The organism is Streptomyces spinosisporus (assembly GCF_022698145.1).
Lineage (GTDB): Bacteria > Actinomycetota > Actinomycetes > Streptomycetales > Streptomycetaceae > Streptomyces > Streptomyces spinosisporus.
Genome location: NZ_JALDAX010000008.1, coordinates 363,407 through 372,099, shown reverse-complemented (window position 1 = coordinate 372,099; position 8,693 = coordinate 363,407). Strand labels below are relative to the sequence as shown.

General features: G+C 73.5%; 8 protein-coding genes. 6 read left to right on the top strand and 2 right to left on the bottom strand.

Features of this window, described 5'->3' with window-relative positions; genetic code table 11:
• Positions 1-602: 602 nt before the first annotated feature.
• The gene (locus tag MQN93_RS23135; protein ID WP_242711083.1) at positions 603-1,382 is read right to left on the bottom strand and encodes a DeoR/GlpR family DNA-binding transcription regulator; all 780 of its coding nucleotides are present in this window, start codon (positions 1,380-1,382) and stop codon (positions 603-605) included.
• Positions 1,383-1,527: 145 nt separating this feature from the next.
• On the opposite strand from MQN93_RS23135, the gene MQN93_RS23130 reads away from it, so the two are divergent.
• The gene (locus MQN93_RS23130) at positions 1,528-2,409 is read left to right on the top strand and encodes an SIS domain-containing protein (protein ID WP_242711082.1); all 882 of its coding nucleotides are present in this window, start codon (positions 1,528-1,530) and stop codon (positions 2,407-2,409) included.
• A gap of 280 nt (positions 2,410-2,689) precedes the next feature.
• Positions 2,690-3,553, top strand: coding sequence for a class II fructose-bisphosphate aldolase (locus MQN93_RS23125; protein WP_242711081.1), 864 nt, complete (start codon positions 2,690-2,692; stop codon positions 3,551-3,553).
• A 75-nt stretch (positions 3,554-3,628) separates the two neighbouring features.
• Here the strand turns inward: MQN93_RS23125 and MQN93_RS23120 are convergent, their stop codons facing one another.
• Positions 3,629-4,771, bottom strand: a complete 1,143-nt coding sequence (locus tag MQN93_RS23120; protein WP_242711080.1) for a methyltransferase — start codon at positions 4,769-4,771, stop codon at positions 3,629-3,631.
• Between the two features lie 57 nt (positions 4,772-4,828).
• Here MQN93_RS23120 and MQN93_RS23115 point away from each other — a divergent pair, with 57 nt between their 5' ends.
• From MQN93_RS23115 to MQN93_RS23100, 4 genes are all read left to right on the top strand, one after another.
• Complete coding sequence (locus MQN93_RS23115) at positions 4,829-5,539, top strand: alpha-ketoglutarate-dependent dioxygenase AlkB family protein (RefSeq protein ID WP_242711079.1); 711 nt, start codon at positions 4,829-4,831, stop codon at positions 5,537-5,539.
• Positions 5,540-5,574: 35 nt separating this feature from the next.
• Positions 5,575-6,813: an ROK family protein gene (locus MQN93_RS23110; RefSeq protein ID WP_242711078.1), complete on the top strand. Its 1,239-nt coding sequence runs from the start codon at positions 5,575-5,577 to the stop codon at positions 6,811-6,813.
• Positions 6,814-6,889: 76 nt separating this feature from the next.
• Positions 6,890-7,345, top strand: coding sequence for an RpiB/LacA/LacB family sugar-phosphate isomerase (locus MQN93_RS23105; protein ID WP_242711077.1), 456 nt, complete (start codon positions 6,890-6,892; stop codon positions 7,343-7,345).
• Between the two features lie 44 nt (positions 7,346-7,389).
• Positions 7,390-8,556 (top strand): carbohydrate kinase, encoded by a 1,167-nt coding sequence (locus MQN93_RS23100; protein ID WP_242711076.1) that lies wholly within the window; start codon positions 7,390-7,392, stop codon positions 8,554-8,556.
• The last annotated feature ends 137 nt before the right edge of the window (positions 8,557-8,693 follow it).

The following is an 8,693-nucleotide window of genomic DNA, read 5'->3' as shown; positions in this document are numbered from 1 at the left end:
GGGGGGGGGGGGGGGGGGGGGGGGGGGGGGGTGGGTGGGGCGGGGGTCGGGTGGTGCGGCGGTGTGGCGGGCTGGTGGTGCGGGGGTCGGGCGGGCTGGCGAGGTGATGTGGCGGGTTGGCAGTGCGGCGGATGGGCGGCCGCGCGGTGGGGCGGCCATGCGTTGCGGTGGACGGGCGGTGAGGCGGGCTGGCGGTGGGGCGGGCTGGGAGTCAGGCGGGCTGGCGGTGTGGCGTGGCGGGTTGGCAGTGCGGCGGATGGGCGGCCGCGCGGTGAGGCGGCCATGCGGTGCGGCGGTGCGGCGGACGGGCGGTGAGGCAGCCAGGCGGCGGTGCGATGGACAGGCGGTGGGGCGGTGCGGTGGCAGGGCGGTGGGGCTGCCGGGCGTTCAGGCGGGGAGTTGGTGTCGCGGTGGGCGGCCAGGCGATGGGGCGGTGCGGTGGTGTGGCGGACGGGCAGCCGCGGTGTGTGGCGCGGCGCCAGGCGGTGCGGTGGTGCGCGGTCGCGCGGTGAGGTGGTTGCGCAGTGAGGCGGGCGGCGCGGGCAGGGGATGAGGGGATCGGGCGGTGAGTCGGCGAAGGGCGCCGGGCGCCCGGGTCCGGGTCAGACCGGCAGCACCCTCAGTCCCGCCTCCTCGAACCTGCGTACCTCGTCCGTGGCGATCGCCGTGTCCGTTACGAGGGTGTCGATCGTGTCGGCGTCGCAGATGCGTGCGAAGGCGCGTTGCCCCAGCTTGCTGGAGTCTGCGGCGACGATCACGCGTTCGGCGCGCTCGCACAGCAGCCGGTTGATGGCGGCCTCCGCCTCGTCGTGTGCGGCCGCGCCGTGGGCGGCGTCGAAGGCGACGACGCCGAGGACAGCCACGTCGAGGGTGATCTGGCCGAGCACGCCGTCCGCGAGCGGTCCGATGAGTTCGTACGACTGCGGGCGCGCCACCCCGCCGGTCACCACGATCTTGAACTGGGGGCGCACGGCGAGCTCGTTGGCGATGTTGAGGGCGTTCGTCACGACGGTGAGCGCCGGCGAGCCGGAGGCGAGATCGCTGCGCACGGCGAGTGCGCGCGCCACCTCGGTGGTGGTCGTACCGCCGGTCAGCCCCACCGCCTCGCCGGGCGCGACGAGGTCCGCCACCGCCTTCGCGATCCGCTGCTTCTCGGAGGCATGGCGGGCCGTCTTGTAGCGCAGCGGCAGCTCGTACGACACCCCGTGGACGACGGCGCCGCCCCGGGTTCGCACCAGCATCTGCTGCTCGGCGAGCTGGTCGAAGTCGCGCCGGATCGTCGCGGCCGAGACCTCCAGCTCGACGGCCGCCTCCTCCACGTCCAGCCGACCGCGCTCGACGAGCAGTTCCAGCAGCACCTTCCAGCGGGCGTCCCGCGACATCCCCGCCCTCCGTTCCTCGATCTCCCGGCGACCCTAGCGCACACCGTATGCAGTCGATTGCTTGATTATGCTCGAAAGTACGCTGTATCTTGCAGAAACAAGCAAGAAGCCTTTCGAACGGGAATCCACCTGGGGAGGACCCGGCATGACCCACGTCGAGGACGAGCTGACCAGCCAGCCCGAGTGCTGGACACGGGCCGCGGCGGCCGCACCCGGGCACCGCGAGGCGCTCCCGGCACCCGGCGAGCGGGTCGCGATCGTGGGATGCGGCACCTCGTACTTCATGGCCCAGGCGGCCGCCATGCTGCGCGAGGGCGCGGGACAGGGCGAGATGGACGCCTTCGCCGCCTCCGAGTTCCCCCTCGGCCGCTCGTACGACCGCGTCGTGGCGCTCACCCGCTCCGGCACCACCACCGAAGTCCTCGACCTCCTCGGGCAGTTGAAGGGACGCACCCGCACGGTCGCGATCACCGCCGACCCGGACACGCCCGTCATGCAGGCTGCCGACGACATCGTCGTGCTCGACTTCGCGGACGAACAGTCCGTCGTGCAGACGCGGTTCGCCACGACGGCGCTCACTCTGCTCCGCGCCCATCTCGGTCTGCACAACGACGCCGTCGTCGACGACGGCCGCACCGCGCTCGCGACCCCGCTGCCCGAAGGGCTCGTCGGCTGCACGCAGTTCACCTTCCTCGGCCGGGGCTGGACGGTGGGCCTGGCCAACGAGGCCGGCCTGAAGATGCGTGAGGCCTCACTCGCCTGGACGGAGTCCTACCCGGCGATGGAGTACCGGCACGGCCCGATCAGCATCACCACCCGCGGCACGGCGACCTGGATGCTCGGCGACGCCCCCGAGGGCTTGGCCGACCAGGTGCGCGCCACCGGCGGACTGTGGATCCCGGGCGGCCTCGACCCGCTTGCCGAACTGGTCCGCGTCCACCGTCTCGCGGTCGCCGTCGCCGCGGCCCGCGGTCTCGACCCGGACCGGCCCCGTCACCTCACCCGCTCGGTGATCCTCGCACCCTGACGCGCCACCGGAACACGTGCCACCGAAAGACGCGCCACCGGAGGACGCGCCACCGGAGGACGCGCCACCGGAGGACGCGTCGCCCTGACGCGCCACCGGAAGACGTACCTCCCGGAAGACGCGTCACCGGAGGACGCGTCACCGGAGGACGCGTCACCGGAGGACGCGTCACCGGAGGACGCGTCGCCCTGACGCGCCACCGGAAGACGCACCTCTCGGAATTCGCCTCTCGGAATACGCGCCACCACCGTCCCCGCCGCGCCTCTCAAAAGGAGAAGCCGTGCCCCTCGTCCCCACCGGCGAACTCGTCGAGCGGGCCGCCGCCGAGCGCGCGGCCGTCGCCGCCTTCAACGTCATCACCCTGGAGCACATCGAGGCGGTCGTCGCCGGCGCCGAGTCGGCGGGAGCCTCCGTCGTCCTCCAAGTGAGCGAGAACGCCGTCAAGTTCCGCCAGGGACGGCTGCTGCCGCTGGCCCGCGCCGCCGTCGCCGCCGCCGAACACGCCGCCGTGCCCGTCGCGTTGCACCTCGACCACGTCCAGAGCGACGATCTGCTGCACCAGGCCGCGGACGCCGGATTCAGCTCTGTGATGTACGACGCGGCCCGGCTGCCCTACGACCGCAACCTCGCCGCGACCCGGGCCGCAGCCGACTGGGCGCACGGGCAAGGCCTGTGGATCGAGGCCGAGTTGGGGCAGGTCGGCGGCAAGGCGGGCCAGCCCGCACTGGATGCTCACGCGCCCGGCGCCCGCACCGACCCCGCCGAGGCCCGCGCCTACATCGCCGACTCCGGCGTGGACGCCCTCGCCGTGGCCATCGGCAGCACCCACGCCATGACCACCCGCACCGCCACCCTCGACCACGGCCTCCTCGAACGGCTCTCCAGCACTCTGGACGTACCGCTCGTCCTGCACGGCTCCTCCGGAGTCCCGGACGACGAACTCGCCGCCGCCGTCGCGGGCGGCATCGCCAAGGTGAACGTCGGCACCGCCCTCAACATCGCCATGACGGACGCGATCCGCGCGTTCCTGGCCGACCACCCCGACGCGGTGGACTCCCGTACGTATCTGAAGGCGGGAAGGGAGGCGATGGCGCGGGCCGTCACCGGCATCATCACGACACTCGCCCGGCGGCGGCCCGCCTGACCGGCCGCCCGCCTGACCGGACGCTGCGACCCACTGCCTCAGGGACTCATGCTTGACGGCCGACTGCTTGACCGCCTACTGCTTCACGGCCTTCAGCACCACGAACTTCGAGTCCCCGGCGATCAGTTGACTGTTCCCGAACACCTTGCGCAGCTTCACGTGATACCCCAGGTGCCGGTTGCCGATCACCCACAGCTCACCGCCGGGGCGCAGCACACGGCGCGCCCCGGTGAACATCCGCCACGCCGTCGCGTCGGTCGTCGCCTGATGCGAGTGGAACGGCGGATTGTTGAGCACGAGGTCGACGCTCCCGGCCGGCACCCCCGCCGCCCCGTCCCCGACCCGGAACTCCGCAGGCCCCGGCACGCCGTTGGCCTTGTACGTCGCCTCCGCCGACGCCACGGCCTGGAACGACTCGTCCACGAACAGCACGTCGGCAGCCGGATCGGCCACCGCCACCGCCGTACCGACCACGCCGTTGCCGCAGCCCAGGTCCATCACCCGGCCGCCGCGCGCAGGCGGCAGATGCGCCAGGAAGAAGCGCGTGCCGATGTCCAGCCGGTCGGCACAGAACACGCCGGCGTGGTTGACCACGGTGCGCCCCGAGACCGGGCCGATGCCGTCGGGGAGGGCGTAGGTGTACGGCCACGGGTTGGCGGGCCGCTCCAGCGACGGATCCGGCGTGCAGAAGATCAGCCGGGCCTTCTTCTCGGCGAGCGAGGTGCGGGTCGGCCCGAGGACCCGCTCGAAGAGCCGCAGCGTCGAGGTGTGGATCTCCTTCACCATCCCCGTGCCGACGACCACCGTCCCCTCGTGCAGGGCGGGCGCCAGCCGCAGCAGCTGGTCCTCCAGCAGCGCGAGGCTCTTGGGCACCCTCACCAGGAGGACGTCGACGCGGTCGGGCGGCGGGTCCTGGGTGGTGAGCAGACGGACGGCGCCGGGCTCGGCCCCGGCGCGGTGCAGGTTCGCCCGGGTCGCCTCCTGCGCGAGGTAGGAGTCGGTGATCTGCACGGGCCGCTGCGCCGCCAGCGCGGTGGCCAGCGCGCCCCAGCGGTCGCCGAGGACCACGACCGTGCCGGAGAGCGGGATCTCCTGCTCCGCCAGGTGCTGCAGGAGGTACTCGTCGGCGGCGTCCCAGGCGCGCAGCCTCTCGCGCGGGTCCTCCGGGAAACGGGTCAGCGCGAGCTCGCCCCAGGGCGTTGTCATACGGTCGTTCATCGTGGGGCCAAGGCTAGCCGAGCCGCAGCTCACGGCCGGTGGGGGAGGATGGCGGGCATGGAGCCCGAGCCGATTGAGCTGTTTCCACGCGAGCGCAAGCAGATCGCGCCCGGCGCGGTGCATGTGCCCGACTGGCTGGACGCGGCACACCAGCGCGAGCTGCTCCGCGCCTGCCGTGAGTGGGCCCGCCCGCCGGCCGGCCTGCGCACGGTCCGCACACCTGGCGGTGGCACCATGACCGCCCGGCAGGTCTGTCTGGGCTGGCACTGGTACCCGTACGCCTACGCCCGCACGGTCGTCGACGGCGACGGCTCCCCGGTGAAGCCGTTCCCCGACCGCCTGCGCGAACTGGGCCGCCGCGCGGTGCGGGACGCGTTGGGGGAGGGCGCGGGGCAGGAGCGTCCGGGCGCACCGGTGTCGCCGTACGACACGAACATCGCCGAACCGGCCCCGGCGTACGACATCGCGCTGATCAACTTCTACGACGCCGACGCCCGCATGGGCATGCACCGCGACAGCGACGAGAAGTCGGACGCGCCGGTGGTGTCCCTGAGCCTCGGCGACACCTGCGTCTTCCGCTTCGGCAACACCGAGTCCCGGGGGCGGCCGTACACCGACGTGGAGCTGCGCAGTGGCGACCTGTTCGTGTTCGGCGGACCGTCGCGGCTCGCCTACCACGGTGTGCCGAAGGTGCAGCCGGGCACGGCACCGCCCGAGTTGGGGCTGACGGGACGTCTGAACATCACACTCAGAGTCAGCGGCCTGTAGCCGACGTATCTGCGGATCATGGGAGACTCGCCCACATGAGCGGCAAGGCGGACCCCCGGCCGACGGGGGAACGGACCACCTCCAGGACGCGCCTGGACCGGGGGCGCGGTGCGCTCGGGCCCGCGTTGGAGCTCGTGCACACCGGCCGCGCCCCCACCCGCGCGGTGCTCACCGCCGAACTCGGCGTGACCCGCGCCACGGCCGGTGCGGTCGCCGCCGAACTGGAGGCGCTCGGGCTGATCCGGGTGGACGCCCGGCCCGCCGCGGCGGCCGGTTCCCAGGGCAGGCCCTCGCACCGGCTCTCGGTCGCCGAGGACGGGCCGGTCGTCCTGGCCGCCCAGGTGCACGCCGACGGTTTCCGGGCGGCACTGGTCGGCCTCGGCGGCCGGATCGTCGAGACCGCGCCGGGCTGCGAGACCGTCGACGCCGACCCGGCGAAGGTCCTCGGCTCGGTCGTGGAGGCGGGCGCCGAACTGCTGCGCACCACGGGACGGCGCTGCGTCGGCGCCGGGCTGGCCGTGCCGTCCGCGGTCGCCGAGCCCGACGGCCTGGCGCTGAACCCGCTGCATCTGGCGTGGCCGGTGGGCGCGCCGGTCCGCCGGATCTTCGCCGAGCGCGTACGCGAGGCCGGGATCGACGGACCCGCCTTCGCGGGCAACGACGTCAACCTCGCCGCCCTCGCCGAGCACCGGCACGGCGCCGGACGCGGAGCCCGTGACCTGCTGTGCGTGGCCACCGGCCACCGCGGTGTGGGCGGCGCGCTGGTGCTGGACGGCCGTCTGCACACGGGCAGTTCGGGACTGGCCCTGGAGGTCGGCCATCTCACCGTCAACCCCGAGGGCCGCCCCTGCCACTGCGGCGGCCGCGGCTGTCTCGACGTGGAGGCCGACCCGCTGGCCCTGCTCACGGCGGCAGGACGCGACCCCGGCCCGGAGGTCTCCCTCCTGCAGCAGGCCATCGACCTGATCCGCCATCACTACGACGACCCGTCCGTCCGTACGGCCACCGAGGTGCTCATCGACCGCCTCGGACTCGGCCTCGCGGGCCTGGTCAACATCCTGAACCCCGACCGCATCATCCTCGGCGGCCTCCACCGCACCCTGCTGAACGCCGACCCCGACCGCCTGCGCGCCGTCGTGGCCGACCGCAGCCTCTGGGGCCAGAGTGGCGGCGTCCCCATCCTCCCCTGCACCCTCGACCACAACAGCCTGGTCGGCGCGGCGGAACTGGCGTGGCAGCCGGTACTGGACGACCCGTTGGGGGTGCTGGGCTGAGGAGGGGGCGCGCGGGGGCGGACCGGCCCGCCCTCGCGCACTGGGGGATCGGCCGTGACGGCGTTAGTCTCCGGGCATGCGGATCTCCGTCTCCTCCGACATGGACGAACCCGTGGCGCACCTGCTGGTCGCGGAGTTGCGACGGCGCGGTCACCAGGTCGTGCCCCACGGTGCGCTGAGCCCCGGCGACGATCCCCAGTGGGCCGCCTGCTCGGAGGCCGCCGCGCGCGAGGTCGCCGAGGGTGCCGCGGACCAGGCGGTCGTGTGCTGCTGGACCGGCACGGGAGCCTCCATCGCCGCGAACAAGGTGCCCGGCGTGCGGGCCGCGCTGTGCACGGACGCGTACACCGCGGACGGCGCCCGCCGCTGGAACGACGCCAACGCGCTCGCGCTCAGCCTGCGGCTGACGTCCGAGCCGCTGCTCAAGGAGATCCTCGACGCCTGGTTCGCAGCGGAGGCGAGCGAGGACGCCGAGGACCGGCAGAACGTGGAGCGCGTGGCACGGCTCGACCTCGGGAGAAGCACCGGGTGATCACCCCTTGCTTACTTCGATAAAGCCCCTTTATTTTGGTCAGTATGATGTTGACCCAGCGGGAGCGCGAGATCATCGCGCTGCTGCGCCGCGACCCGCTCGCCGGGCCGCAGGCGATCGCCGACGCCCTCGGCAGCACCCGTGCCGCCGTGAACGTGCACCTGTCCAACCTGGGCAAGAAGGGCGCCATCCTCGGCCGGGGCTACATCCTCCGCGAGGAGAACGCGGTCGTGGTCGTCGGCGGGGCCAACACCGATGTGAAGGTGCGCAGCCTGGCGCCCGTACGACAGCGGACGAGCAACCCGGGCCGGGCCGGCACCACGGCGGGCGGCGTGGGCCGCAACATCGCGGAGAACCTGGCGCGGCTCGGCACCCCGACACATCTGATCGCCGCCGTCGGCCGGGACGCGGCGGGCGAGCGGCTGCTCGCGGACACCGCGGCGGCCGGGGTGCGCCTGGACCATGTGCACCGCAGCGCCCATCCGACGGGGACCTACACGGCGGTCCTCGACGCCGACGGTGACCTGGTCGTCGCGGTCGCGGACATGGCGGCCACCGAAGCGCTGGCCCCGGAGGACCTGCACCCGGCCCGCGAACTCATCGCCCACGCCGACATGCTGGTCCTGGACGGAAACCTGCCGTCGGCCGTGCTGGCCCACGCGATGGACGTCGCCCACCCCGCCGACGTACCGGTGGTGATCGACCCGGTCAGCGCGCCCAAGGCGGCCCTGCTCGCGCCGCTGTTCACCGCGCACCGCCCGGTCTTCGCGCTCACACCCAACCTCGACGAACTGCGTGCCCTCCTCGGCCGCCCCGTCGGCGACGACGCGACCGAGGTGACGGCCGCCGCCGCCACGCTGCACGACCGCGGGGTCCGCCATGTGTGGACACGGCTCGGGGCGCGCGGCAGCGTGCTGAGCTCGGCGGGCGAGGAACCGCGGTTCCTGACCGCGCCGTCCGCAGAGGTCGCCGACGTGACCGGCGCGGGTGACGCGATGCTCGCCGCCTTCGTCCACGCCCTGCTGGCGGGCGGCGACGCGGTGGACGCCGCCCGCTACGGCCATGCCGCCGCGGCCCTCACGGTCGCGAGCCCGGCGACCGTACGTCCCGACCTGACCCCACGCCTGATCGAGGACGCGCTGAACGAACCGACCGCGTCGAGCCCGTTGAGCCCGTTGAACGCCCCGGTGTCTGCCCGCCCCGAGGCCTGAACAACCCGATTCCCCGAGCAACCCGATTCCCTGAGTGACCCGATTCCCTGAGCAACCCGATTCCCCGAGCAACCCGATTCCCTGAGTGACCCGATTCGCTTAGCAACTCAATCCCCGTGAACAACCCGATCCGGAGC

Excerpts from the sequence above, each read along its gene's own strand:
- MQN93_RS23120 (WP_242711080.1), bottom strand. The coding sequence starts at position 4,771 with ATGAACGACCGTATGACAACGCCCTGGGGCGAGCTCGCGCTGACCCGT.
- MQN93_RS23100 (WP_242711076.1), top strand. The coding sequence starts at position 7,390 with ATGATGTTGACCCAGCGGGAGCGCGAGATCATCGCGCTGCTGCGCCGC.
- MQN93_RS23105 (WP_242711077.1), top strand. The coding sequence starts at position 6,890 with ATGCGGATCTCCGTCTCCTCCGACATGGACGAACCCGTGGCGCACCTG.
- MQN93_RS23115 (WP_242711079.1), top strand. The coding sequence starts at position 4,829 with ATGGAGCCCGAGCCGATTGAGCTGTTTCCACGCGAGCGCAAGCAGATC.
- MQN93_RS23130 (WP_242711082.1), top strand. The coding sequence starts at position 1,528 with ATGACCCACGTCGAGGACGAGCTGACCAGCCAGCCCGAGTGCTGGACA.
- MQN93_RS23135 (WP_242711083.1), bottom strand. The coding sequence starts at position 1,382 with ATGTCGCGGGACGCCCGCTGGAAGGTGCTGCTGGAACTGCTCGTCGAG.
- MQN93_RS23110 (WP_242711078.1), top strand. The coding sequence starts at position 5,575 with ATGAGCGGCAAGGCGGACCCCCGGCCGACGGGGGAACGGACCACCTCC.